At 54.9% G+C, this 26070-nt stretch carries 23 protein-coding genes; 22 read left to right on the top strand and 1 reads right to left on the bottom strand.

Annotated elements, in window-relative coordinates; translation table 11 throughout:
• Nucleotides 1–3: 3 nt before the first annotated feature.
• The 10 genes from GJ688_RS10605 (at nt 4) to GJ688_RS10560 (ending at nt 9606) form a co-directional block, all read left to right on the top strand.
• Entirely contained in the window at nt 4–2685 is a 2682-nt protein-coding gene (locus tag GJ688_RS10605; RefSeq protein WP_155476536.1) for a chemotaxis protein CheA, read from the top strand.
• Nucleotides 2678–3058 (top strand): response regulator, encoded by a 381-nt coding sequence (locus GJ688_RS10600; protein WP_155476535.1) that lies wholly within the window; start codon nt 2678–2680, stop codon nt 3056–3058. The genes GJ688_RS10605 and GJ688_RS10600 overlap by 8 nt, the downstream gene beginning before the upstream one ends.
• Before the next feature lie 42 nt (nt 3059–3100).
• Complete coding sequence (locus tag GJ688_RS10595; protein ID WP_155476534.1) at nt 3101–3580, top strand: chemotaxis protein CheX; 480 nt, start codon at nt 3101–3103, stop codon at nt 3578–3580.
• Complete coding sequence (locus GJ688_RS10590) at nt 3577–4032, top strand: chemotaxis protein CheX (protein WP_155476533.1); 456 nt, start codon at nt 3577–3579, stop codon at nt 4030–4032. Before GJ688_RS10595 ends, GJ688_RS10590 begins: the two co-directional genes overlap by 4 nt.
• Before the next feature lie 88 nt (nt 4033–4120).
• Nucleotides 4121–4483 carry a response regulator gene (locus GJ688_RS10585; protein ID WP_155476532.1) on the top strand — a complete coding sequence of 121 codons (363 nt, stop codon included), beginning with the start codon at nt 4121–4123 and terminating at the stop codon, nt 4481–4483.
• Nucleotides 4484–4511: 28 nt separating this feature from the next.
• Nucleotides 4512–4943: a chemotaxis protein CheW gene (locus tag GJ688_RS10580; RefSeq protein ID WP_170291868.1), complete on the top strand. Its 432-nt coding sequence runs from the start codon at nt 4512–4514 to the stop codon at nt 4941–4943.
• Between the two features lie 28 nt (nt 4944–4971).
• Complete coding sequence (locus tag GJ688_RS10575) at nt 4972–7017, top strand: chemotaxis protein CheA (RefSeq protein ID WP_155476530.1); 2046 nt, start codon at nt 4972–4974, stop codon at nt 7015–7017.
• Nucleotides 7018–7078: 61 nt separating this feature from the next.
• Complete coding sequence (locus GJ688_RS10570) at nt 7079–7420, top strand: STAS domain-containing protein (RefSeq protein ID WP_155476529.1); 342 nt, start codon at nt 7079–7081, stop codon at nt 7418–7420.
• A gap of 32 nt (nt 7421–7452) precedes the next feature.
• On the top strand, nt 7453–9051 hold the full coding sequence (locus GJ688_RS10565; RefSeq protein WP_155476528.1) for a methyl-accepting chemotaxis protein: 1599 nt from the start codon (nt 7453–7455) through the stop codon (nt 9049–9051).
• A gap of 147 nt (nt 9052–9198) precedes the next feature.
• Nucleotides 9199–9606 carry a DUF192 domain-containing protein gene (locus GJ688_RS10560; RefSeq protein WP_170291867.1) on the top strand — a complete coding sequence of 136 codons (408 nt, stop codon included), beginning with the start codon at nt 9199–9201 and terminating at the stop codon, nt 9604–9606.
• Nucleotides 9607–9635: 29 nt separating this feature from the next.
• Here the strand turns inward: GJ688_RS10560 and GJ688_RS10555 are convergent, their stop codons facing one another.
• Entirely contained in the window at nt 9636–11171 is a 1536-nt protein-coding gene (locus GJ688_RS10555) for an adenylate/guanylate cyclase domain-containing protein (protein WP_155476526.1), read from the bottom strand.
• Nucleotides 11172–11582: 411 nt separating this feature from the next.
• Here GJ688_RS10555 and groES point away from each other — a divergent pair, with 411 nt between their 5' ends.
• The 12 genes from groES to carA all read left to right on the top strand — a co-directional run bounded on the left by groES (nt 11583) and on the right by carA (nt 26060).
• Nucleotides 11583–11867 (top strand): co-chaperone GroES, encoded by a 285-nt coding sequence (gene groES / locus GJ688_RS10550; protein ID WP_155476525.1) that lies wholly within the window; start codon nt 11583–11585, stop codon nt 11865–11867.
• 166 nt (nt 11868–12033) lie between these two features.
• Nucleotides 12034–13671 (top strand): chaperonin GroEL, encoded by a 1638-nt coding sequence (groL, locus tag GJ688_RS10545; protein WP_155476524.1) that lies wholly within the window; start codon nt 12034–12036, stop codon nt 13669–13671.
• A 119-nt stretch (nt 13672–13790) separates the two neighbouring features.
• Nucleotides 13791–14630 (top strand): N-acetylmuramoyl-L-alanine amidase, encoded by an 840-nt coding sequence (locus tag GJ688_RS10540; protein ID WP_155476523.1) that lies wholly within the window; start codon nt 13791–13793, stop codon nt 14628–14630.
• A 370-nt stretch (nt 14631–15000) separates the two neighbouring features.
• Nucleotides 15001–15990: an S-layer homology domain-containing protein gene (locus tag GJ688_RS10535; RefSeq protein ID WP_170291866.1), complete on the top strand. Its 990-nt coding sequence runs from the start codon at nt 15001–15003 to the stop codon at nt 15988–15990.
• A gap of 490 nt (nt 15991–16480) precedes the next feature.
• Nucleotides 16481–17884 carry an AmmeMemoRadiSam system protein A gene (gene amrA / locus GJ688_RS10530; protein ID WP_155476521.1) on the top strand — a complete coding sequence of 468 codons (1404 nt, stop codon included), beginning with the start codon at nt 16481–16483 and terminating at the stop codon, nt 17882–17884.
• Between the two features lie 161 nt (nt 17885–18045).
• The gene (gene amrS, locus GJ688_RS10525; protein WP_207708799.1) at nt 18046–18933 is read left to right on the top strand and encodes an AmmeMemoRadiSam system radical SAM enzyme; all 888 of its coding nucleotides are present in this window, start codon (nt 18046–18048) and stop codon (nt 18931–18933) included.
• A gap of 213 nt (nt 18934–19146) precedes the next feature.
• Nucleotides 19147–20082, top strand: a complete 936-nt coding sequence (locus tag GJ688_RS10520) for a DMT family transporter (RefSeq protein WP_155476520.1) — start codon at nt 19147–19149, stop codon at nt 20080–20082.
• 98 nt (nt 20083–20180) lie between these two features.
• Nucleotides 20181–21236: an N-acetyl-gamma-glutamyl-phosphate reductase gene (argC, locus tag GJ688_RS10515; RefSeq protein WP_155476519.1), complete on the top strand. Its 1056-nt coding sequence runs from the start codon at nt 20181–20183 to the stop codon at nt 21234–21236.
• Between the two features lie 130 nt (nt 21237–21366).
• The gene (argJ, locus tag GJ688_RS10510) at nt 21367–22578 is read left to right on the top strand and encodes a bifunctional glutamate N-acetyltransferase/amino-acid acetyltransferase ArgJ (RefSeq protein ID WP_155476518.1); all 1212 of its coding nucleotides are present in this window, start codon (nt 21367–21369) and stop codon (nt 22576–22578) included.
• A gap of 22 nt (nt 22579–22600) precedes the next feature.
• Nucleotides 22601–23488 carry an acetylglutamate kinase gene (gene argB, locus GJ688_RS10505; RefSeq protein ID WP_155476517.1) on the top strand — a complete coding sequence of 296 codons (888 nt, stop codon included), beginning with the start codon at nt 22601–22603 and terminating at the stop codon, nt 23486–23488.
• Between the two features lie 113 nt (nt 23489–23601).
• Nucleotides 23602–24828 carry an acetylornithine transaminase gene (locus GJ688_RS10500; RefSeq protein WP_155476516.1) on the top strand — a complete coding sequence of 409 codons (1227 nt, stop codon included), beginning with the start codon at nt 23602–23604 and terminating at the stop codon, nt 24826–24828.
• Entirely contained in the window at nt 24825–26060 is a 1236-nt protein-coding gene (gene carA, locus GJ688_RS10495) for a glutamine-hydrolyzing carbamoyl-phosphate synthase small subunit (protein WP_155476515.1), read from the top strand. Before GJ688_RS10500 ends, carA begins: the two co-directional genes overlap by 4 nt.
• The last annotated feature ends 10 nt before the right edge of the window (nt 26061–26070 follow it).

The raw sequence follows: 26070 nt of genomic DNA, 5'->3' as shown, positions 1-26070 counted from the left end.
ACGATGCAGTATCGCTTTAGCGCGGATGACGTAGAAATGCTGCAAGCCTTTATCGAAGAAGCGGGCGAATACCTGCAGCGTGTGGAAGAAGAACTGCTGAAATTGGAAGTGTCCGATGGGACACCGGGGGTACTTAACGATATATTCCGCCAGATTCATACGCTCAAAGGGCTGGCATCCTTTTTTGGTTTTGCCGAGATCACTCGACTCAGCCACCAGGCCGAATATGTACTCGACGCATTGCGGTCAGACCGGATTCAACTGAACAGTTCCATCGTGGAACTACTGCTGAACGCCGGCGATGCTTTAGGAGAAATGATCCGCTTGCTGCAGGAATCCTGCGAAAAATGGAATGCCGGCACCGTCTTGGAGATCGAATTGACCTGCAGTCAAGACGTGGAGAAGCTGATCCAAGATTTAGAGTCGATCATACCGCCGAAACCTTCCGCCTCCGGTGGAACAATGGCCTCCACAACGGTTCAGGATTCCCTAGAACCTGTGGGGGGAACGCCCTCTGATTGTGAGAGCGAAGATAAAGGGACGGAAACGGAAGCGTCAGTGGGACAAGCATTTAATGCTCCCAATGCTCCCAATGCTCCGAATGTAGCGGTGGTACAAGAAGGATCAGATCTTCCAGTCGCTTCCGATAGGAACCACGTGACCGTGAACCAAGACACCCATATAGATCGGGAACTCATGGCGCTGGTGAAGGGCCAGGCGAGCGCAGCGGCAGCAGAGAACTTTCTCACCGATGCCGACGAACATTCGGAGATCATTTGCGGCAAGCTGCTGATCGACTTAGACGGTAACCCTGGTGACATGGCGGCCCTGGCCGATCTATTCCGACGAGTACATACCCTCAAGGGAAACTTAGGCTTATTGCTCAGTTTTCAAGGGCCCGATGCTCCCTTGCGGGCGGCAGCAAAAGAAACAATGGAAGTGTTCCAACGCATGGAAGAATTGCTAGAGAAGATTCGCACCCTCCGTCTCCCTGTCCCGGTTTGGGTCACCGACATCTGCTTTGCCTGTATGGATGCGTTACAACGGTTGATGACGATGATGCGAAGCGGTCAGATGGAAAAAGACCCGGCTAACCCGCCCTTGCTAAAAGAACTGGTGGCTGCCCGAGATCGTCTTGACGCAGAAACGTCGACAGTCCCGTTGCCGAATTCGTCCGTGTCGGCGACAGCGGGAGAGCCTATCACCTCGAGTCAGAAGGGTCAGGAAGACCCATCGCTGGCAAGGACGAACATAAGGGAGCCGAAAAAGGACGAATCCACATCGGAAGAAGCATCCGCACAAAAGCATCGTGATAAGGACCTAAACAGCAATTTCGGTGGAGATAAGAGCAATCGTGCTGCAGAAAAAACGCAAGGGGACAGCAGCGACAGAAACAATGCCAAGGGCGGTTCTTTGAGCTGTCCTTCAAAACGGACTGGTTCCGATAGCATCCACGGCACGACCGGTCATTCCATCCGGGTGAGTGAAGAAAAAATCAATCGCCTCATGAACGCCATCGCCGAACTGGCCGTCACCAAGAACGCCTTCAGCCAGATCGCGCGCAAGCTGATGATGGAGCATAACCTGCCCGTCATTTCCCGGGAAGTCAAAGACGCTGGTCAATGGGTGAGCCGCATATCGGCCGAACTGGAAGACGCGATCATGGCGATGCGGATGACAGAAGTTCGCACCGTCTTTCAGAAGTTCCCCCGCGTGATCAGGGATATCGCCTTACAGACAGGCAAGCGCATCAGCCTGATGATGGAAGGGGAAGACACGGAGCTCGATAAGACCATCATCGATCAGATCGGCGACCCTCTCATGCATCTGGTCCGGAACGCTGCCGACCATGGCATTGAGCCCGAGGCAGAGCGCATCGCCAAGGGCAAAGACCCGCAAGGGCGGGTCTGGTTGCGAGCCTACAGCCGTGGAAAATACGTCTTTATTGAGATCGAAGACGACGGCAAAGGACTGAATCCGCAGGCCTTAAAAGAAAAAGCCGTCGAAAAGGGATTCATCACGGCAGCACAAGCTGAGGACATGAACGAGACCCAAGCCTATCAGCTCATTTTCCTTCCCGGGTTCAGCACTGCCAAGGCCGTTTCAGAGATTTCGGGCCGCGGCGTCGGTATGGATGTCGTCCGCAACAACATCACCGCACTACGGGGAACCATCTCCATATCGAGCCAACTGGGAAAAGGGACGAAATTGGTCATGCAGCTTCCTTTGACATTGGTCGTATCGCGAGGCCTCATGGTGGAAGTCGCCAGTCAAATGCTCATTTTGCCTTTAGACAATGTACTGGAAACCTTAAAAGTGCCCGGCGAACGCCTACTGATGTATCGAGGTCGTAAATTGCTTCATCACCGGGGAGAAGTCCTTGGCGTCGTTTCTTTAGCCGAGGTTATCGGGATGGGGCAGGAAGAGTTGACCGAACGGACGCCCGTTGTCATCGTGACCGACGGACATATGAAAGTGGGATTGATCGTGAACCGGTTGATCGGCGAACAAGATGTGCTGGTCAAGCCTCTCCCCGATTACCTGTCGTCGCTCCCCGGCATGGGCGGTGGCACCATCATGGGTGACGGCCGAGTCGCTTTGGTCATGAATCCCATCGAGCTGATCAAGATGGCGACCGGAACCATCCATAAAAACATACTGAAAGGTGACGAAAATGATGGCTGAAAATCAAACACAAAAACGGATCATGCTGGTGGACGATTCCCCATTCATCCATAAAGCGCTCTCCAAGGCCTTAGTTCCGGCGGGATACGAAATCTGTGGGACCTTCCGCAACGGCCTGCAGGCGGTAGAGGCGTACGGAAATCTGCTTCCCGATCTGTTGATCATGGATATCACCATGCCGGTCATGGACGGAGTCCAAGCGGCCCGGGAAATCACGGCGCGCTACCCCGGCGCGAAAATCGCCATGTTGAGCGCCATGGGCGATGAAGACATCCTTGCAGAGGCGAAAGAAGCAGGGGCCCTCGGCTTCATGACAAAACCTTTTGCCAACGATGAGCTCTTAGCTGCGGTGAGCGATTATTTAACCAAGTAAACCACAACGTAAAACAACAATATCACAAGGGGGAACGGAATCATGGGAGGGGAATACCTAGCCAATCTGGCGGACAGCTTGGTGACCGTGATGGATAAAATGGCCGGTTTGACCTGTGAATGGAGTGAAAAGGCGCCTCAACTGCCGGCGATCACCGAAGGGGTCACCGTCGTATCTCTGCTCGGTTTCACCGGTGCAGAGAAGGGTCGCGTCGTCATGGAGATGGATATTGAAACAGCGCAAAAAATTGGGGAGGCCTTAAACCAAGAGGAGCTAGGGCCCTTCGACAAGATGATTTTTTATGCGCTATCGGAGTTGAGCAATATCTTCTGCGGTGCTGCGATCACGCAGATCAACAACGGCCCTCGTCGTCCCGGTCTCCGACTCACACCGCCCAACATTCTCGTCGGCGAAGGCTTGGAGATATTCGGGGAACGAGCCCATCTGGAGACGGCCTCTGTCTTCTGGGAAGGCGGCCTTATCTACATACACCTGAGCCTGGAAGGAGGCGCCGCTCTATGATCCGAGAACACCTGCAAGTGTTTGCCAAAGCATCGAGCGATGTCTTCGCGAGTTTAGGCGTGCAGGCGGTCCATCAGGCTCCCTTAGCGCCGCCCGATTCCTTTTTTAGCCGCTATGACCTGGCGATCATCGTCGGGTTGGCGCGGGATCTGCGCGGATCTGTCGTCTACAGCATGGATACCGAGACGGCGCTGGCCCTAGCCGGTCAGATGATGGGAGGAATGTCCCTTCCCGGTCTCGACGAGATGGTGAAAAGCGCTGTCTGTGAATTGGGTAACATGTGTGCCGGTTCCTCCGTCTGCAACCTGCCCGGACTCACCGCCGACATTACACCGCCGACGCTGATCACGGGCAGCAAGCTGGCCATCATGGCCGGATCGGACAACGTGCTTATGACGGAAATTGCGACCTCTTTTGGAACAGTTGAAGTTCGCCTCGGTTTAGAAGAGTAGATAGAAAAAAGTACAAGAAAAAAGCTGAACAGTTAGATCTTGTTGTTTCTTGGAATTAACGATATCTTTGACATAGGGGGAGTACACTTTGGCTAAGCGTGTGCTCATTGCCGATGATGCCTTATTCATGCGAATGAAGCTAAAAAGGATTGTAGAAGGATTAGGATACCAGGTCGTTGGAGAGGCAGCCAACGGTCGGGATGCGGTGGAGCAGTATCTGAACCTCCGCCCCGACCTCGTCCTAATGGACATTACTATGCCGGACATGGATGGTATCGCGGCATTAAAAACCATACGCACCTCCGATTCGACCGCTTCCGTGGTGATGGTTACGGCCATGGGGCAAGAGGCCTATGTGATGGATGCGATCCGAGCTGGAGCGAAAGATTATGTGATCAAACCATTTGAAGAAGAAAGAGTCAAAGCCGTACTCCAGCGACTGGTCGGATAAAAAACGCCTGTTGGAAGGAGGAAACCCATTGGATCCCTTTCAAATCGTCACTTTTTCTCTCGGTAGGGAATCCTACGGCATACCGATCGAACGAGTTCGCGAAATCATTCGCCCTACGCCGATCACGCTCATCCCACATACTCCCCCATATGTGCTAGGCCTGCTAAACTTGCGGGGCAATGTCATACCGGTTATCGACCTTCGTCTTCGACTCCATATCACGCCGGAAGGAGAGGCGAAAAACAACCGGATCATCGTCGTCGAGATCGAGGGGGTAGTCGTCGGCATGATGGTTGATTCGGTCTCCTCTGTGATGACGGTCCAGGAGGATATGTTGACAGACACTCCCGATATGCTCTGTGAAACCGATGATGGATTTATCAATAGGGTCATAAAAACGGATCAGCGCTTGACTGTGCTTCTCAATCTACAGGCCATGGTCTATCCAAAAGCCGGATAAGTTGACCGTTGTTGGGGGGGAGGATCTGTTGAGCGGCGATAACTTTATGAACGAGTACATGGACTTGTTCTATACCGAAGCTAAGGAACAATTGGATATTCTATCGAGAGATCTCTTGTCGATCGAATCGGGATCATCGAACCAGGAAATGATCCACGAGATGTTTCGAGCCGCCCATACCTTAAAAGGTGCCAGCGCGATGGTGGGTTTGAACAACGTCACGGAGATCACCCACAAAGTAGAGGATCTGCTGGGGAAAGTCCGAGAAGGGGAGCGAGTTCTCGGCGCAAAAGACATCGATACGATTTTTAGCGCCCTCGATTTCATTCAAACATCCATCTTCGAGCCCGACGGAATTGATCCGGCCAAAATGGCGGAGCTGTCGGCAGCGCTGGAAACAGCGATGAAGCAGCCCGCAGAACAACCGGTCGTTCCCGATACGACGGAGCGGATCAAGGAAGCTCGTCAACGGATAAGCTCGCTTTCACAAAACGTGACAGAAATCCGAGCGGTTTTTACGCCGGACTGCTTTATGAAATCAGTGCGGGCTTTTCTCGTTACGAACAACCTCAAAGAATTTGGGGAAGTTCTTGAAACGGTGCCGACGTGGCAAGAGCTTGAACAGAATGAAGCCGCCTACGGCGAGGTCATCATCTTTTTCGAATGGCAGCGGGGCAGCCGGGACGAACTGGAACGAGCCCTCAACATCACCGATATCCAAACGGTGACCATTCAAAAAGCAGTATCACAGTCAGTTCCCGAAGAGTCCCATTCAGAAGGGCAACCCGCCCAAGAACAGGACCATGCCCAAGAACGACAGCCTCAGACAGAACGACAGCAGGCCCATCGCCCGGAGTCTACTCCGGTTCAGGCACATCACCCAGAGACGGCCGAAGCGAAGGGCGCTGAGTACATAAAGATCGAGGCCAAGCGATTAGACCTTCTGATGAACCTCATCGGAGAACTGCTCATCAGCCAGGCCCGCTTTTCTCGCCTGCAGGAGACTTATGTTGAGGAGCATGGGCACACGCCTTTTGCGATTGAAATGGCCGAAGAGACGCACCAACTTAGCCGGGTGACGACACAGCTTCAGGACGGCTTGATGAAAGCCCGCATGATGCCCATCGGCGGCGTCTTCAGCCGCTATCCGCGCATCGTTCGAGATCTGGCGAAAAAGGAGAACAAAAAGATCACCCTGGTCATGGAAGGTCAAGATACGGAGATGGACAAGTCGGTCCTCGACCTGATCGGTGATCCCCTGATGCACCTCATCCGCAACGCTGTCGATCATGGGATTGAAACACCGGAGGAGCGCATTCAGGTCGGAAAGCCGGAGGAAGGTACCGTCCGGCTGCGAGCCACCCATGAAGGAAGCCGCATCGTGATCCAAGTCGCCGACGACGGCAAAGGGATTGATGAACAAAAAGTTCTGGCCAAAGCGCGCAAGCTGGGACTGGTCCGGGAGGACCAATCGCTTTCCCGCCAAGAGATCTTCGATCTGCTCTTCGCACCCGGTTTTAGCACGGCCGAAAAAGTGACCGATGTATCGGGCCGCGGTGTCGGCATGGATGTGGTCAAGCGGGCCATATCGGGGCTGAACGGCATCATTGAGACCCAATCGGAAATAGGGCAAGGGACGACCTTCTCCCTGCAACTTCCAATCACCTTAGCCATCATCCAAGGCTTACTGGTGAAAGTGGAAGGGGAGACGATGATTATCCCTCTCGACAATGTGCTGGAAAGCTTTCAATTGCGTGAAGGCGAAGTGGAGTCGATCGGCGGTAAGGAGGTCTTTACGGTTCGAGGCCGCGTAGTGCCGCTCCTTCGCCTCCAGTCGGCTATGCAGATACCGCGCGATAGTGAGAAAATGCGGCGAAAATACCGGTCGGTCGTCATGGTCGGCTTGGCGGAACGGCGCCTCGGGCTAGAAGTGGACGCATTGCTAGGGAAAAAAGAAATCGTCATCAAGGCCATTCATGCCCCTTGGCTCAATCTCGATAAGTTCGCCGGAGCGACGATTCTTGGAGATGGACGGGTGAGTCTGATTTTGAATATCGGCAGCCTATTTCGTTGAAAGATCAGCAGTACGAGTTGAATATAGTCAGGACGTACGAAATGATCGGGGTGATTGATGAATGTTAGAGTATGAGATCAAAGAACGCGGTTCTGTGCAGGTTATCCGGTTTTTTGGCAGTATCGGTGTCGGTGATGCTCACCGGATTAAAGAAGCGCTCTTTCAGCTTCCGGTGGGAAATACACAATTGGTGATCAATCTGGGTGTCAGCTTTATCACCAGTGAGGCGATTGGTCATCTCATATACATCTATAAGCGCTATCGAGAAAAAGGGGGGAAGATGGTACTCTGCAACCTTTCCCAATCGGTACGCCAAGTGTTGGAGATCACCCGACTCGATAAATTGCTTCCCCTCGTCGATTCGGAGGAAGAGGCAACGGCGAGGTTAGTCGAAAAAGCATAGTACCGGAACAAATCATCAGGGGGGGTAAGCGTATGAACGCCCTTTCACGCATGAAGGTAGGAACGCGGATTCTCAGTGTCATCGTTTTTGTCTGTTTCATTACGATGGCTGTCGGCGCCTATGGACTTTCAAATCTCGGGAAAATCAACGATGAACTCAATGATATGTATGCCAACTCCCTGTTGCCGGTTCGATATTTAGGGGAAGCGAAATCCAGCATCCAGCAGTTCCGTGTATCCGTCTACAACCACATCATCTCCACTGACAAGCGGGACATGGACGATTGGTATGCCCGCTCGAAACAGTACTCCAAAAACGTGGAAACTAACCTGGCTGCTTACGGTAAGACCGATTTGACTGATGACGAAAAGCGGATGCTCAATGAGGTGAACAGCACTTGGGCGTCCTACATAGAAGTTACAGAACGCATATTTCAGATCAGTTTTGTCGGTACATCTGAAGCTAACGCTCAGGCGCTCTCCTTAGCCCGTAACGAAGGACGAATGAAAGCACTCGCCTTAGATGAAAAAGTGGAACAACTCGTCGACTTTCAAATAAAACTCGCTGACAAGACAAAAAAAGCAACGGAAGAACAATATGCGTCGGCACGAACGACAACGATTGTAGTCATTCTGGCCGCCTTCGCCCTCTCCCTGGGAATCGGAGTCCTTCTGTCTCGCAGCTTATCGCGTCCCCTCGGTGAATTGGAGCATGTGGCCAGTCAAATTGCCAAAGGCGATCTGACGAACGAGGTAGCAAAACGAGACGGTTCCGACGAGATCTCCTCCCTGTCCCGGTCGATCCAACAGATGGCTGAAAACCTGCGGGCTTTCGTCCGCCATGTACAACAGGGTGCCGAAACGGTCGCCGCTTCCAGCCAGCAGATCTCCGCATCGTCTCAGGAAGTGGCCAGCGGCGCTCAGGCCCAAGCCCAGGAAGCCCAGTCTCTGACCGCCATGATGAACGACATGTCTGGAGCGGCCACACAGGTGGCTAATTCGGCGCAAAAAGCGGCCCAGTCGTCGGAAGGAGCTGCCCAGGCCACCTTAGACGGTGGTAAGATCATCGAACAGACCGTAAAAGGAATGGATCAGATCTCTGATAACGTCTTGCTGCTCGGTCAAAACTCCGAAAAGATCGGCGAAATCGTTGAGATGATCGATGATATCGCCGCCCAGACGAATCTCTTAGCCCTCAACGCAGCGATCGAAGCGGCCCGGGCCGGTGACGCCGGCAAAGGGTTCGCCGTCGTCGCCGATGAAGTGCGCAAATTGGCCGAACGATCCGGCACGGCGACCAAAGAGATTGCCGCGTTGATCAAGACGATCCAGGCTGTCACCACGAAAGCCGTCGATGCGGCCAACAGCGGCCGGGAATTGACCGGTGCCGCCGGAGAGGCGTTCCAGCGAATTGAGGATCAGGTCAAACGGACGGCCGTGGAAGTCGGCGAAATCGCTGCCGCCTCCGAAGAACAAGCGGCGACGACAGACCAGGCCTCCCGGGCTGTCCAAAATGTGGCCGCCATCGCCGAGCAGTCCTCGGCCGGTGCCCAGGAGACGGCCAGCGCGATTCAGTCGATGGCCCAGTTGGCTACCGATTTGCAGTCTGCAGCAGCAAAATACAGGGTCTAAGCATAAGAAAAAAGCATGCCGAGGGGCATGCTTTTTTCTTATACAATTGAGCGATTGAAAACGTAGATTGGATGCAGTTACGCATGTGTTCTTAACATTGCTATGGTCCTCAAAACAACCTTCACTAATAAATTGGGGGGAATCCTTATGGGACTAACCTACCGTGCCGCCGTCCTACTCGGGAACAACGGCTACGGAGAACTCGATCTGTGGGTCACTCACGCCACTTCATTAGGGGAGCGGCAAAAGGGGCTGTTGGGAGATTCTGTTCTTCCTCCGGAACGGGGACTGTTGCTTACCCCCTGCAGTCAGATCCACACCGTTGGTATGGCCTTTCCCATCGATGTCATCTATCTTAGCTCGGAAGGCTACATTCTCGACATGGACACCCCCGTGGAACCGGGTAAATGGGGCCTCCCACGGGATGGTTGCGAGCACTGTCTTGAACTGTCGGCGGGCCGAGCGAGAAGACTGGGGCTTTTACCGGGAATGAGATTAGGATTTTCACCGATACGGACTCCCATGCCGCTAAAACGGCACAGGGCAATAAAATGACGCTTTCAGGATAGATAGACAGAAGAAAACTAGTTGCCAAAACTCGTACCGAGCAGAGCCCGCCATTTAGCTTTAGCCTGAAAGGGCTGGCTTTGCTGGGCTAGCGTCACCGCCTCGGTGGCTGTTTGCAGCGATGATGTGAGCAACCGTCCGAACTGATTGAAGGAGGTCGGATTCGTCCAGAGGTAGCCGTCTAAGTAGGAGACGGGATCGCCCGGATCGGGAATAAAAGGTTTTTTATGCTGACTGAAGATCTGATGGACATACCGAAACCAGGTATACACCCCTTCCGGGGTCGGCTCCAACTGGACTTTTCGCAGCAGCAGATCGGTCAGCATTTCCAGGTGGGGGGCGTGAAGGATCCGGCAGTTCGTTCGCTGCCAAGACTTTAAGAGCCGGATCAGGGCCAAAAAGCTGCTGCCGTTCCGCTGCAACGCCCCTTCCATCCACTTATCGGGGGCGGTCGGATCTCGCGGCACCCACATATCCGGTCCAATGGGAACGTAATAGCTGTCGCGATCGTCGACTGTCGATATCAACACAGGGTGGATCCGGTACTCTTCTTCCGCACCGATGGAGAGGTACAAACGGTGCATCTGCAGTTCCTTAAAGCCCGTTTCCGCCAGCGCGTTTTGCACCTTTAACAGCAAATCGGTCACCGGAGGGACTTTGGGCTCTTCTCCTGGGATGAAGAGCAGAATATCGATGGCCTTTTGTGGGCGGATCATGGTCCCACGGGCGAAAGAACCGCTAAAGGTAACCCGTTTAAAGGGGAAATCATAGGTATCTTGCAACGCATTGGAGACGTTCTGCAGCGTGGCGTAGTTTTTCTCTACTTCTTCGGACTTTAAGGCGATACGGCGGAGAAAGCGCTCAAAGAGTTCATCTGACGACTGCATCGGTTCGAGATAAGTCTTGACCAACGGTGACAGGGCGATGGGAGAGATCGAAGGGAGCGAAGGGGACGGCGATTTCTGCGGCGATTCAGAAGGCAACTCGTCAGCGAAACCGAGAGCGCTGAGAGAAAGCTCGTAAAGAGCCATCGTCGAAAAGCCTTTTAGTTCTCGGAGTCCGAGAAACTGGTAGATGATATTATCAAAGCTTTTAAACAGGGGTTTTAGGATCGAAAAGGTGGCTTCATCCAGCACGATCTGGGAGGGGCCGGCATAACCGCAAAGCCGTGCCGCCAAGTCCACCGACGCACCTAAATAGTCTGCCGCCGGCGTCCAGACCGGAATGACGAGGCCAAAACAGATGCCGATTTTTGTCCGGTAGGACAATTTTTGTTTGTGGATCATGTGCTTGACTTCCAACGCAGCTAAGGCTCCAGGAAGCGGGTTGGGAAAGACCGCGTAGATGGCATCGCCGATATGCTTTACCACCTGGCCGCCGTATTTCTGAACGACACGTGCACAGAGTTCATTGTGACGTAAGGCGACTGACACACCTTCCATCGCCCCTAGCTGTTTTTTCAGCAGTGCCGAGTCGACGAGATCAAAGAACACGTTGCAGTAAGGCTGGCAGTTTTTTACCGAATCAAACTGTGGAAAAAGTTCTGTCTCCATCCCGTTCCCTCCGATTGGTCAAAGGATCCTCTGTACTTTATCTTCTAATTTCTTCCCTTGTACGTCGAATCCTTCAGAAATAGAAGAGCAAGTTAAAAACAGTTCCTGGATAGTAAAAAGCAGTTCTTGAATTCGTATACTCATCGACGGAGGCAATTTCAAATTTCTCGGGTGACAAGGATGGAATTGCGCCCAAAAAAAATGTTTAAAGGTGTATATTGGCAAGAAATACGGGAAATATTTATTTTCGGGAGATAATCGGCCGAGAACGACCGAGAAGGCGGTTGCATCCTATTGGGCCGCTCCCTATTATATTACTTGGGTGTTAGCACTCAATCATAGTGAGTGCTAACAAACATCCAAGCGAATATAAGTAAAAAACAAAATACTTTAAGGAGGGTACCGTTTCGTATGAACATCAAACCTCTAGCTGATCGGATCGTCGTGAAGCCCATCGAAGCGGAAGCCAAAACCGCTAGCGGTATCATCGTACCGGATACCGCCAAAGAAAAACCCCAACAAGGTGAAGTCGTTGCTGTCGGCATTGGCCGCCTGCTCGACAACGGCGAGCGCGCTGCCATGGAAGTCGCTGTCGGTGACAAAATCATCTACAGCAAATACTCCGGCACCGAGATCAAACTGGATGGAAGCGAATACCTGATCCTGAACGAACGGGACATCCTGGCGAAACTCTAAGCCGAACCCGTCGGCAAGATTTATCCCTAGATAGCATCCCTACTTATATATCAATCCTTCCCGGACTGTGATGTGAATCCTTTCGGCTTCAAACATAACGGTTTCGAGAGGGAAGGAACCTTAGGAAGTTGACCTTAGGAAGATGTAAGGAGGTATTCCATACCTTATGGCTAAAATGACCGTGTTTAACGAAGAAGCCCGCCGTGCCCTGGAAAAAGGCGTTAACACCCTGGCGGAAGCCGTTCGTGTGACCTTAGGCCCCAAAGGCCGTAACGTTGTTCTGGAAAAGAAATTCGGTTCTCCCCTGATCACCAACGACGGTGTCACCATCGCCAAAGAAATCGAGCTGGAAAACCCCATTGAAAACATGGGCGCCCAACTCGTCAAAGAAGTCGCGACCAAGACCAACGATGTCGCTGGCGACGGTACCACCACCGCCACCATCCTGGCTCAAGCGATCATCCGCGAAGGCATGAAAAACGTCGCTGCCGGCGCCAACCCCATGGTGATCAAGCGCGGTATCGAAAAAGCTGTCGCCACTTGCGTTGAGGAAATCAAAAACCTCTCCAAGCCTGTCGAAAGCAAAGAAGCGATCGCTCAAGTCGCTTCCATCTCTGCCGCTGATGCCACCATCGGCAGCCTGATTGCCGAAGCAATGGAGAAAGTCGGCAAAGACGGCGTCATCACCGTCGAAGAGTCCAAAGGCTTCTCCACCGACCTGGAAGTTGTCGAAGGTATGAACTTCGACCGTGGTTACATCTCCCCCTACATGATCACCGACCCTGACAAGATGGAAGCCGTCCTCAACGATCCTTACATCTTGATCACCGATAAGAAAATCTCCGCCATCAAAGACATCCTGCCTGTCCTCGAGCGCATCGTGCAAAGCGGCAAGCAGCTGATGATCATCTCCGAAGACATCGAAGGCGAAGCTCTGGCGACCCTCGTTGTCAACAAGCTGCGCGGCACCTTCACTTGCGTCGGCGTAAAAGCTCCTGGCTTCGGCGACCGTCGCAAAGCCATGCTGGAAGACATCGCCATCCTCACCGGCGGCCGTGTCGTCTCCGAAGAAGTGGGCCTCAAGCTCGAAAACGCCACCATGGATATGCTGGGCCGTGCCCGTCAAGTCCGCATCAGCAAAGAAGAAACCATCATCGTCGACGGTGCTGGTTCCCAAGATGACATCAAAGCACGGATCGCTCAAATCCGTCGTCAATACGAAGAATCCACCTCTGAGTTCGACAAAGAAAAACTGCAAGAGCGCCTGGCCAAACTGGCTGGCGGTGTAGCCGTTATTCAAGTCGGTGCTGCCACCGAAACCGAACTCAAAGAGAAGAAACTGCGCATCGAAGACGCTCTGAACGCTACCCGCGCTGCTGTGGAAGAAGGTATCGTTCCTGGCGGCGGCACCGCTCTCGTCAGCATTCAGAAAGCCCTCGACGAAGTGGAAGTTCCTGCTGGTGACGAAGCCACCGGTGTGGCTATCATCAAACGGTCCCTGGAAGAGCCGCTACGTCAAATCGCCAACAACGCCGGCTACGAAGGCTCTGTCGTCGTAGAAAAAGTGAAGAACCTGCCGAAAGGCCAAGGCTTCAACGCTGCCACCGAAGTCTACGAAGACATGATAGCTGCCGGTATCGTCGACCCTGCGAAAGTGACTCGTTCGGCGCTGCAAAACGCGGCTTCCATCGCAGCGATGCTGTTGACGACCGAAGCGATCGTGGCCGACAAGCCCGAGAAAAAAGAAGCTCCCGGAATGCCCGGCGGAATGCCTGGCATGGGCGGCATGGACATGGGCATGTAAGCCCACTGCCCCTAGAACGCTTCAAGCAAAAAGTGAAAAGAGGCTGCTGACATATCGACGTCAGCAGCCTCTTTTTTTCACCCTTCCTGCATAGGATTTGGCAGGAGGGGGGATAGGGTTTGCGTTCATTTGTTTTTGTCTTCGGCAAACAGCATCGGATCTGGATGAGTATGTTCGTCCTGGCCACGTTGGGATTGATCTACACCGGTGTACAAGACCTTTTGGAGGAAAGAGCTGTCTTATCCATGGCCGCATCGACGATGCATGAAAAAGTGATCGCCATCGATCCGGGCCATGGCGGAGAAGACGGCGGCGCTGTCGGTGTCCGGGGGACCCTAGAGAAAGAGATCAACCTGCAGATCGCCAAAAAAGTGACGGAACGCCTGCGAAGAGTGGGTGCCAAAGTGGTGCTCACCCGGGAGACAGACCAAAACATCTATGAAGGCGAATGGAGCCAGCGAGCGGAACTGTCGAAACGGGTTGAACTGGCGAAAGAGGCGAAGGCCCAGGCTTACGTATCGATTCACGCCAACAGTTTCCCCTACGCACCGTCAGTAGGGCATCAAACCTTTTACCAGTACAGTTCTGAGGAAGGAAAGCGGATGGCCCTCCATATTCAGCATGAGTTGGACACGCGGCTTGGGAATCGAGACGGGCGGCAGGCGAAGGCGGAAGATTATTTTGTCATGCGCACGACAGCCTGTCCGGCAGTGATGGTGGAAGTCGGATTTCTCTCTAACGCCGCCGAAGAAGCGCTGCTGAAGACGGAAGACTATCAGGAGAAAGTGGCCGATGGGATCTACGTCGGGCTCGTCCGTTACATGGCCGGAGAACCGGCACCCGGTGACAAGGGGAAAACAAAGCCGGAAGCAGCGCCGCAACAAAATGGAAAAGTTCCCGGCATGAACCCTGCTGAAACGACAGAGGAGAAGGCGGATGCTCCGCAGAGGGTCGAGTAAAATATTGTCGATAGACGCTCTTTTGCACTTTCTGGTACGATAGAAAGAAAACGCGGGGGAGTGTCCTATCGACATGCCACTAAAACGCAGCTTTTTTCGCAGCAACCCTTTGCAAGGACGTCTTTCACAGCCGTCATTGACTATAGAGGAATATAGTTCTTTTCGACATAATCAGTTTCCACAGGAAGAGAATTTTCCGAGTAAAGATAACGACTCACGTAAAAATAGTCATTCACGTATAAATAATGACCCGCATAAAAATAACGCCCCACGGAAAGACTGGGAACCTCAAGCTAACTTCACAAAGAGGAAAGTCCCAACTGGACTCCGAAAGAAAAAGAGCCCTCTATGGCTGAGGTTCCTGCCTGCCTTGTGTTTGATTTCTTTCTTCCTCTTTGCCGGACAAGTCATGGCCGCAGAGACACCGTATGTACCGATGACCGACATCCAAGGTCACTGGGCCGAACCGTCCATTCAGGAGTGTGTCGATATGGCTATCGTCCGGGGAAATCCCGACGGCACCTACCGGCCAAATGCGACCATCAGCCGCGCCGAATTCCTGGCACTGGTGGTCCGTGCGTTTGACATCCCAGCGGGGACAGAGGAAGTGACCTTTCCCGACGTGAAAAAGGGAGACTGGTTCTTGCCGGAACTAGAGGCGGCGCAAAAGGCGGGGATTGCCGGAGGATATCCCGATGGCACCTTTCGCCCTACTAAGGGTGTCAGCCGGGCCGAAATGGTAGCCATGGTCGTTCGAGCGGCCCGGCAGGATTTGTCTCCACTACAGGCGGGCTCCACTTTCCCTGATGTGCCTGACGGATGGATGACCGAACCGGTACGACTGGCCCTTCAGTCCGGCATCGTCGGTGGATATGCCGACGGGCGTTTTTATCCGGATAAACAGGCAAACCGGGCGGAAGCGGCTGTCGTCATGCTGCGCGCCTTAGATGCCATGCAGGTTCCCGAAAAGCAGCCCGATGATCAACAGTTGACCGGCCAAGTGATCGCCTCGGAAGGGGCCGGGATCGACGAGATGAACCATCAAGACTACAGCATGACGAAATCGTTGCAGTACACGATCGGTCAAGCCCGGGCGATGACCATCAGCCAAGCCGACGATCTGGCGGCCTATGGAGCGAGCGGCGCCCGATTGAACATCGTTCCGAAAACACAGAAGGCCCTTGCGTTACAAAAACGACAGCGAACGGCTCAAGTGCGCTATACCTTCACCTATGAAATCACAGTGACGGCCCCGAACGTGGAGAAAAAGAACCTTGTCGACGGCACCCTCCTATACTCTCTTCGGATGCAGGGAGGGGAGTGGAAGATCTATAAGATCGAGTCGGAGAGTCCGCAGTAGTCTGCAGTAGTACCTCCTGACGGAGCCGGGTGATGGAGCCGAGTGATTAAGCCGCGGCTAGAAATATAGGACGTAATAGGATGTAGCATAACTTGATAGGTATCTTGGTCTCAAATCTGGATGTAATGACTCCGCTCGCGAAGGGCTCACCAGGTCATTACATCCAGATTTTTGCTTTAAATGAGGGATAGTTAAGGTCTTTATTTGCCAGGTAGTACTTAAATCACGGGGATAGGTGATAAGATAAATGAAAGCAACTAGCGATTTTTTTTAGTGTAATTCATCTTGAACGGTATGTAGTGGTATTTTTCCCAGTACCCCTGGTTTTCCGCACTAAATCCAGTTGTTTGGACCATTCGCTGCCTTTAAAATGGAGACAAGGGGAAAGCGGAAATAACTCCCGTTAGCGAAGTGCATCGAACTCTATGATCACGGCTGAAAATATAAAGGAACTCGATGGAATATAGTTTCGAATGGTTGGAGGTCGTCTATGGGCGTCGTATTTGGTGGATTCGTTCCCCATCCCCCGATTATCGTGCCGGCTGTCGGCAAAAACAACCTGGCTAAAGCGAAGAACACCGTAGAAGGGATGCGGGCCTGGGCCCAGGAGTGCCTGGCCAATAAGCCCGATACCATCGTCATCATCAGTCCGCACGGACCAGTCTTTCAGGATGCCATCATGATCACCGCTTTTCCGCGCATTTCGGGAAGCTTGAGCAGTTTCGGCGCACCCGATGTCCGTATCGATAGGGAAAACGACCTGTCCCTCGTCCAGGCGATCGCCGACGAGGCCCGGCGGCGGGACATCAGCATCGGCGTTCTCGACAAGGAACTGGCGAAAGAGTTCGATATTCCCCTGACCCTCGATCACGGCACCATGGTACCGCTGTACTTTCTCAGCGAAGCTGGCTTTCAAGGAAAAGTGCTGCCCATCGCCATGGGTCTCCTCCCTCGCGAACAGCTCTACGCCTTTGGCATGGCTCTTCGCGATGCCATGGCGAAAGTGGAACAGGCTGTCGCGCTGGTGGCGTCGGGAGATTTGTCTCACCGGCTGAGCCCCGATGCGCCGGCAGGATACAATCCTTTAGGACGGGAATTTGACGCGGCTGTGGAGCAGGCCTTTGCCCAGTGGGATATCGAAGCCATGTTGAACATGGATGAGAACCTCTGTGAAACGGCAGGAGAATGCGGCTTTCGGCCGCTGCTCATGCTCGCCGGTGCCTTTGACAACGCTGGTGTAAAAAGCCGTGTATACAGCTATGAAGGCCCCTTCGGTGTCGGGTACATGGTCGCCTCCATCACCGGCGAGGGGGAGAAACAGCCCCCGTCGGAAGACCGGTTGACCAAATACCGCCGCCAGTTGCAGAGTCAGCTCGAACAAGTCCGTCAGAACGAATCGATCTATGTCCGGTTCGCTCGGCAGACTTTAGAAGCCTACGTCCGAGAGGAAGAGCTGCCGCCCATCCCGGCTGAACTGAGCGCATCGGCCCCGGCCGGCGCCTTTGTCTCCATCAAGAAAAAAGGCCAACTGCGGGGCTGCATCGGTACGATCGCTCCGACGCAGGATAATGTAGGCGAAGAGATCCGCCACAACGCCATCAGCGCCGGTGCCAACGATCCCCGTTTCTTCCCGGTCGAGGCGGAAGAGCTCGACGATCTGGTCTACTCGGTCGATGTGCTCTCGCCGGAAGAACCGATCGACAGCATGGATGCCCTCGATCCGCAGCGCTATGGGGTCATCGTCCGGTTCCAGGGACGCCAAGGATTGCTACTCCCTATGCTCGATGGCGTCGACACGGTGGAAGAGCAGGTGGACATCGCCCGGCAGAAGGCCGGTATCGCCGAGGGTGCTCCGATTAAACTGTCTCGCTTTGAAGTGATTCGCCATCACTAAGGCCCTTGCTCATAAGTTCAACAGACATTCCATAGTGCCCGGTCAAAACCGGGTTCTTTTTTTGCCAAAAAGGTTGCATATTTTAGATGGAAAAGGTATCAATAGGATAGAGGTGTCGAATGCCGTCGACACAGAACTGTCGAAATACGTCCAAAGGGGGAATGAGTTTGGTCATGGAGGAAGCGGGTCCCTTACGGGAAGCCCTGTTCTATGACCCCGATCCGCCGAAGGTGCACTGTCGTCTCTGTCCCTGGCACTGCCATATCCCGGAAGGGAAGGTGGGCGTCTGCCGGGTACGGATGAACGAGAAGGGGACCCTCTTCAGCCTGAACTACGGCAAAGTGACCGGCCTCAGTATCGATCCGATCGAGAAAAAACCGCTCCGGCGTTTTCATCCAGGCAGCCAGATCCTCTCTTTCGGCAGCCTCGGCTGTAACTTCGACTGCGGATTCTGCCAGAACTATCATATCGCCCACCGCGATGACGCCGAGTTTCGGCTAATTCCACCGGAGGAAGCCCTTCGGCTCGCCGAGGAGACGAAAGTCTACGGGAATATCGGTATCGCCTACACCTATTCGGAACCGAGTGTATGGTATGAATACATCATCGATACGGCTCCCCTCATTCACGAGGCGGGGATGAAGAACGTCCTCGTGACGAACGGTTACCTGGAGGCCGAACCGATCAAGGACATGCTTCCCTATATCGATGCTGTCAACTTGGATATTAAAGGCTTCACCGAGGACTACTACCATGGCGTGTGCAAAGGCCGCCTAGAACCAGTGCTGACGGCGGCCAAGCTATACAAGTCAGCTTGCCACCTGGAAGTGACGACCCTCGTCGTACCCGGACACAACGACCGGGAAGAAGAACTGGTGGAACTCTTCGACTGGGTTGCCCGGGAACTGGGTAGGGACACACCGATTCACCTGAGCCGCTATTTCCCACAGTACAAATTCAAGGAACAGCCGACACCGCGCGAGACGATGCTGCGGGCCGGGGAGCTGGCACGGGAACGGCTGGACCATGTCTACTTGGGCAATATCTAAAGAGCATACACTTGAGCTTTTCCCTTGAACTTCAATTGCCCTTTACCGTAGACTAGGAATATTATCTAGGGCTGACTAATCCATAGATACCAGGACGGACAGCAGCCATGAACTCGAACCAAGCAAATGTAAACACGAACTCGAAATAGAACAGTAAATCATGAATCGAACCAGTAACTGAACCAGGACCCGTTGAAAGGACAGAAAATCTAAATGCACCAGAAATCTTGGCGAATCTCTCCCCTTGCCGCTGACGTTGTATTACTCTCCGTGGCGGCGATCTGGGGCGGAACTTTCGTGGCTGTGAAAAATGCTATCGCCGTCATCCCGCCCTACGCTTTTTTAGCCATTCGCTTTTTCATCGCCGCCCTCTTTCTCGCAGTCTTTACGGCTGGCCGGTGGTCCCGGATGACCCGGGCTACCGGCCGGGACGGATTTCTCTTAGGCGGTTGCCTCTTTGGCGGCTATGCCCTGCAGACGATCGGCTTACAGTACACGACCTCTTCTAACGCCGGTTTTATCACCGGCTTGTCTGTGGTCATGGTCCCGCTCATCACCTGGGTGATCTTAAAAGAAAGACCGCGGAGCGGGGTGCTCGCCGGGGTGGCCCTATCCATCGCCGGACTCGGTTTTCTCACCCTCACCGATACCCTGCAGATCAACCCCGGCGACTTGCTCGTCCTGGGCTGTTCCGTCTGTTTTGGACTACATATTTACCTGGCAGGCCAAGTGACCCGCCGCCATGATCCGATCTTGCTCACTGTAAGCCAGCTCGTCGTCGTCGCCATCGCCTGTTCTGTCTTTTCCTCCGTCTGGGAGCCACCCCTGGCGGCGGGAAACTTCCAATATGATGTCTGGCTGGCCCTGGCGCTGACGGCCATCCCGGCTACGTCGCTGGCCTTCTTAGCGCAGATGCATCTGCAAAAGTACACGACGGCGACGCGAACAGCCCTGATTTTTGCCACCGAGCCCGTCTTTTCACTCATCTTTGCCATCATCTTGGCTGGTGAAATGCTGACGATTCGCGGCGGCATCGGCTGCTTCCTCGTGCTGGCCGGTATCGTCACGGCCGAACTCGTCGGAAGCCAGGAGGAAAAGGCGGAGCCAGCCGAAAGAGAAGCCCTTTTCGAAGGAGAACAGGGGCTTTAGGAAAAAGCGGAATGGAACTAAAAAATGATTGAATGAATATACAGTATAACGTATAATTATTCTATCGTTATACAGAAGTATGAGGAGGTCTAGCAGATATGATACGTGCAGCCATCGTTGGCGCGACCGGGTATACAGGGGCCGAACTGGTCCGCCTGCTCTCCCGGCATCCGGAAGTAAAGCTTGTCGGCTTGACCTCCCAGCAATATGCCGGTCAACCCTATGAAAGCGTCTTTCATCACTTTGCCGATCAGGTCGATTTACATTGCAGCCCTCAACATATCGAGGAAATCGTCGCTGACGCCGATGTGCTCTTTTTAGCCGTCCCGCACGGCTTGTCTGTTCCCTGGGTCGTCGAAAGCCTGCGCCAAGGCAAAAAGGTGATCGATTTAGGTGCCGACTTCCGCTTCCGCCGGGCCGATGTCTATGAAAAGTGGTACAGCACGCACCATGACGCACCGGAACTGTTGGTCGAAGCCGTCTACGGCTTACCGGAGCTGAAACGGGAAGCCGTGGCGAAAGCCCGCGTCGTCGCCAACCCCGGGTGTTACCCGACGGCGTCCGTCCTGAGTGTAGCGCCGATCCTTGGCAAAGGCATCATCAACGAACGCCGCCTCATCATCGACGCCAAATCGGGCGTATCGGGGGCGGGACGGAAATTGAACACGCCTTCCCTTTACGCTGAAGCGAATGAAAATATCAACGCCTACAACGTGGGCAAACACCGCCACATCCCCGAGATCGAGCAAGAGATCGCTGAGCGGGCCGGCCTGCAGGCCGACCAAATGGCTATCTCCTTCACACCGCACCTGACCCCCATGACCCGGGGCATCTTGGCCACGGTCTATGCCGATATCCAAGCAGGGGTCAAGATCACCACCGACGAACTGCGGCAAATGTACCAGGAATTTTACGCCGGCGAATTCTTCGTCCACGTGATGAAGGAAGGCGTCTGGCCCCACACCAAATGGAGCTACGGCTCGAACCACGCCTTTATCGGCGTCACCGTCGAAGAGCGCACGGGCCGCATCATCGTCTCCACCGCCATCGACAACCTGGTTAAAGGCGCCTCCGGCCAGGCCATTCAGAATATGAACATCCTCTTCGGACTGCCTGAAAAGACGGCCATTGAAGCTCCCGGGATGTTCCCCTAAGGCGGGAAGTTCCGCGACAGGGAACTTCCCTTCCCGAAAAGGCAGTCAGAAAACAAGAAACCGAGTCACTCCGTTACCCATTCAGCCATGCAACCAACTTCATTGAACCGATAGATAGGAGCGAACCCCGATGCAACTTCCGCCTGTAGTGCAAGGCAACGTCACATCCCCTGCGGGATTTCAAGGGGCCGGCATCGCCGCCGGCATCAAAAAGCCCGGCATCCTCGATATGGCCCTCATCGTCAGCGAAGTGCCTGCCGCCGCCGCGGCCGTCTATACGACGAACAAAGTCCAGGCGGCGCCGCTGCAAGTGACGAAAGAACATATCGCCGCCGGCCCATTAAAAGCGGTCGTCGTCAACGCTGGCAACGCCAACGCCTGTAACGGCGAGCGGGGCCTCGTCGACGCCCGCCAGATGACCGTCAAGACGGCCGAAGTCCTCGGCATCGATGCTCAAGCCGTCGCCGTCGCCTCGACCGGTGTCATCGGCCAGCCCATGCCTATGGAAAAGATTCTGGCCGGCATCGACAGCCTCGGCTGCGCCCTGTCGCCGGACGGCGGCGAAGTGGCCTCCCGGGCCATCATGACGACAGACCTCGTTCCGAAGACAGGGAAGGTGGAAGTGGTCATCGGCGGCAAAACCGTCACCATCGGCGGCATGGCCAAAGGCTCCGGCATGATCCATCCCAACATGGCCACCATGCTGGCCTTCTACACGACCGACGCCGCCATCGCTCCGGAACTGCTGCAAAAAGCCTTGACCCGCTCGGTCCAGGTTTCTTATAACATGATCTCTGTCGACGGCGACACCTCCACCAACGACATGGCCCTCATCCTGGCCAACGGCTGCGCCGGCGCACCGTCCATCGACAGCGAAGGCGCCGACTATGAAGCCTTCACGGCCGCCTTAACGGCTCTCTCCATCGAGCTGGCGAAAGCCATCGCCCGGGACGGCGAAGGGGCGACGAAGCTCATCGAAGTGCGCGTCGAAGGTGCCGCCACCGAAGCGGATGCGAAAAAAGCGGCTATGGCTGTCGTCAAATCGAGCCTCTTTAAGTCGGCCGTCTTCGGCAACGATGCCAACTGGGGCCGGGTCATGTGCGCCATCGGCTATTCGGGGGCCAATTTCGACCCGAACAAAGTGGACGTCTACCTCGGTTCCGTACAGACGGCGAAGCAGGGCATGGCCCTGAACTTCTCCGAAGCGGAAGCGACGGAAGCGCTGAAGCAAAAAGAAGTGGTCGTCACAGTCCAACTGCACGATGGCGACTTCTCCGCCGCCGCCTGGGGCTGCGACCTGACCTATGATTATGTAAAGATCAACGCCGACTACCGGAGTTAGAGAAATCAAAGGAGAGAGCCACTTGCTAAAGGCCCTGGAAAAAGCGGGCATCCTCGTCGAAGCCCTGCCCTACATCAAAAAATTCAACGGCAAGACCGTTGTCATCAAATACGGCGGCGCCGCCATGGTCAACGACCAGCTCAAAGAAGCAGTCATCATGGATGTCATCTTGATGAAATTCGTCGGCATCCATCCCGTCCTGGTTCACGGCGGCGGACCGGAGATCAACAACATGCTCAAGCGCCTCGGCATCCAGTCCCACTTCATCCAGGGCTTGCGTGTCACCGACGAAGCGACCATGGAGATCGTCGAAATGGTTCTCGCCGGTAAACTCAATAAAGAGATCGTCGCCCTGATCCAGCGCTTCGGCGGCCGCGCCGTCGGCCTCTGCGGCAAAGACGGCGGCCTTATGCAAGCGAAAAAGCGCTTTGAGCTCGTCAAAAACGAGGCCGGCGAACGGGTTCCCACCGACATCGGCTTTGTGGGCGACGTCGTCAAGATCAACCCGGAACTGGTGCGGGAGCTGTCCGACCAAGGCTACATCCCCGTCATCGCCCCTATCGGCGCCGGAGAAAAAGGCGAAGCCTACAACATCAACGCCGATACGGCTGCCGGCGAACTGGCTCAAGCTTTAGAAGCCGACAAACTGGTCCTGCTCACTGATGTGGAAGGCATTCTCAAAGATTTTCACGATAAATCGAGCATCATCTCATCGCTGCAGATCGACGAAGTGCCCAACCTCGTCGAATCGGGCGTCATCGCCGGCGGCATGATCCCCAAAGTGCAGTGCTGTGTCGACGCCCTCCAAGGCGGTGTGGGACAGACCCACATCATCGACGGGCGCATCCCCCACTCGCTGCTCTTGGAAGTCTTCACGGACAAGGGCGTTGGGACTATGGTCGTTAAGTAGTTCCGCCACTTCGCCCAAATCGATCATTCTGTTATTCCACCCTAGATTTCGATCTAAATTCAGATTCCCTTTTTGCGAAAGAGATAAAATAATCCATATGGGAGGAACGAGCCATGACCAAAAAAAGCAACGCCCAACTGGTCAAACTGGGCAAGAAATATGTAATGAACACCTACGGCCGGCTCCCAATCGCCCTGGTCAAAGGGGAAGGGGCCAAAGTCTGGGACGCCGACGGACGGGAATACCTGGACTTCCTGGCTGGTCTGGCCGTCAACTCCCTGGGACACTGCCATCCCAAAGTGACGGAAGCCGTCAAAGCCCAAGTCGATCAACTGATCCACGTGTCCAACCTCTACTGGATCGAGCCCCAGATCGAATTGGCCCAGAGCCTCGTCGAAAACAGCTTTGCCGACAAAGTCTTCTTCTGCAACTCCGGCGCCGAAGCGAACGAAGGCGCCATCAAACTGGCCCGCAAGTACGCCAAACTGCACATGGGCCCCGATAAATACGAGATCATCACCATGGAAAAATCCTTCCATGGCCGCACCTTGGCGACGGTGACCGCTACGGCCCAGCCGAAATACCAAAAAGCCTTTACCCCCCTGCCGGAAGGCTTCCGCTATGTCCCCTTCGGCGATTTGAAAGCCTTGGAAAAAGCGATCGGCCCGCACACCTGCGCCATCATGGTCGAACCGGTGCAGGGCGAAGGCGGCGTTAACCTAGCCGAACCAGCCTTCTGGGAAGGACTCGCCAAACTAGCGAAAGAGCAGAACCTGCTCCTCATCTTTGACGAAGTCCAGTCAGGCCTCGGCCGGACGGGCAAACTCTTCGCCCACGAACACTACGGCATCACGCCCCACATCATGACCTTGGCCAAAGCCCTCGGCGGCGGCACCCCCATCGGTGCCTTGCTGGCTACGGACGAAGTAGCCAGCGCCTTCGAGCCGGGAGACCACGCCTCCACCTTTGGCGGCAACCCCCTCGTCACCGCAGCCGGTGTAGCCACGATGGATGTGCTCGTCCAGGGCGGCCTCCTGGCACACTGCCTCGAAATGGGCGCCTACTTCAGAGGGCACTTAAACCGCCTCGCTGAAAAATACACCTTCATCCAGGAAGTGCGCGGCCTCGGCCTTATCCTAGCCTGTGAGCTCGACCGTCCCGGTGCCGACATTGTCGCCGCCTGCCTGGAAAAAGGCTTGATCATCAACTGCACCGCTGTCAACGTGCTGCGCTTCCTGCCACCGCTGATCATCACCAAAGAGGATATCGACCATGCGGTGGCCATCTTAGAAGAAGTCCTCGCTTCCGTTGAGGCCAATGCAGGAGGGACCCCGGCATGACCCATGGCGTCGGAACGAAAGGCAAAGGTCCCGCCGCCTACCTACTGCTCGAAGACGGCACCTTGTACAAAGGACTTCCCTTTGGCTACCGGGGCGGCAGCAACTCCGGCGAAGTCGTCTTCAATACAGGCATGACCGGCTACCAGGAGGTCCTCACGGACCCCTCCTACGCCGGACAGATCGTCACCATGACCTATCCCCTCATCGGCAACTACGGCATCAACTCGGGCGATGCCGAATCGGTCCGCCCGCAAGTACGAGGCTTTATCGTCCGGGAAGCTTGCGCCCGCCCGTCGAACTACCGGTCCGAAAAAACGCTGGACCATTACTTAGCCCAGTATGGGATCCCCGGCATCGCCGGCATCGATACCCGGTCCTTGACCCGCCGCATCCGTGAGTACGGCACTTTGCGGGGAGCCATCATCAACCAAGCCGCCCACGAGGAAGGCTGGGAAGGGGAAGCCCTGCAAACGCTCCGCCGCGGCGGCCGGGTGAATCTTTTGGAACTGCAGGAACAGATGGAAGCGCCTGCCCAGGAGTACTGGATGGAACAACTAAAATCGGTCCAAAAGCTCCTCGTCGCCGGTCCCCACCTGGTCCGCTCTGTTACGACGCCGCAAGCCTACGTCATCCCCGGCGACGGCTACCGCGTCGCCGTCCTCGACTTCGGCATCAAAGAAAACATCTTGCGCATGCTCAAAGCGCTCGACTGCCACCTGATGGTCTTCCCGGCCGACACACCGGCTGAAGAGATCGCCAGCGCCGCTCCGGAGGGCCTCTTTTTAAGCAACGGCCCGGGAGACCCGAAAGACGTGCCCGATGCGATCAAAACTGTCCGGGCTTTCTTAAACGGTACGACCGCGCCGCTGCCCATCTTCGGCATCTGCCTCGGCCACCAGCTCACCGCCCTCGCCGCTGGTGCTGACGCCTACAAGCTCAAGTTCGGCCACCGGGGTGCCAACCACCCTGTCAAGGACCTGCGCACGGGCCGGGTCTTCATCACGTCCCAGAACCACGGCTATGCCATCGACGAGGCATCCTTACCGAAAGAACTCGTCGTCAGCCACCGCAACGCCAACGACGGCACCGTCGAAGGCTTGCGCCACATCCATCTGCCTGTCTACTCGGTGCAGTACCACCCCGAAGCGGCCCCGGGCCCGGAAGACTCGGCCTACTTGTTTGACGAATTTATCGCCAACATGGCCCAGCGCACCCAGAAGGCCCTGGCGTAACGAAAGAGGA

The organism is Heliobacterium mobile (genome assembly GCF_009720735.1).
In the GTDB taxonomy this organism is placed as follows: Bacteria; Bacillota; Desulfitobacteriia; order Heliobacteriales; family Heliobacteriaceae; genus Heliobacterium; species Heliobacterium mobile.
The sequence above is the reverse complement of the archived record's forward strand: the minus strand, read 5'-3'. Positions and strand labels throughout refer to the sequence as shown.